A 567-nucleotide genomic window follows, 5' to 3' on the forward strand; every position below is an offset into this window, starting at 1 on the left:
GGCTTTCCGGCCGGGGTCAGGGCTTCTCGAAGTGCTGGTAGTCGATCGGGGTGTCCCAGGAGCCGCCCCAGGTCCAGCCGCGGGAGCTGAACGCCCGCTCGGTGACGTCGCCGGTGTGGATCATGCCGGGTGCGTTCTGCGTCCGGTCGGCGTAGGGCGCGCCGTTGGGTGGGTAGACCGTGCCGCTGCCGGAGATGTAGGGGTTTTGCACGGTGTTGATGTCGATGGCGCGTCCGTAGGAGTGGTTGGACCAGGCGGTCCCGCCGGTGATCGCGCGGCAGTTGAACGCCGAGGTGTTGTTCGCGGCCATGGAGGCGTCGTCGTCGGAGTTGTACTTCTCGACGGTTTCCATCCGTTCGATGGGGAACCGTCCGAAGTAGAGGTCGGCGAAGACCCGGGCGATTTCGAACGCCCGATCGGCGTGGACGACCAGTTCGCCCCGGTGCACGGCACCGTCGAAGCCGAGGTGGCTGAGGTTGATCAGCCGGAGCTGGTCGGGTCCGACCGGGCAGCCCTCGCGCCAGCTGTTCCCGAGCCGTTCGGCGGTGACGGGCTTGATGACGGCCA

The 567-nt window shown here is 67.7% G+C and carries 1 protein-coding gene; it reads right to left on the bottom strand.

Annotated features, from left to right (window positions below):
• Window positions 1-16: 16 nt before the first annotated feature.
• The coding region (locus tag Q5425_RS36045) for a M15 family metallopeptidase (RefSeq protein WP_308676860.1) at window positions 17-567 on the bottom strand (551 nt) is incomplete at its 5' end.

Origin of the sequence: Amycolatopsis sp. A133, from assembly GCF_031082405.1 — a bacterium.
GTDB lineage: Bacteria > Actinomycetota > Actinomycetes > Mycobacteriales > Pseudonocardiaceae > Amycolatopsis.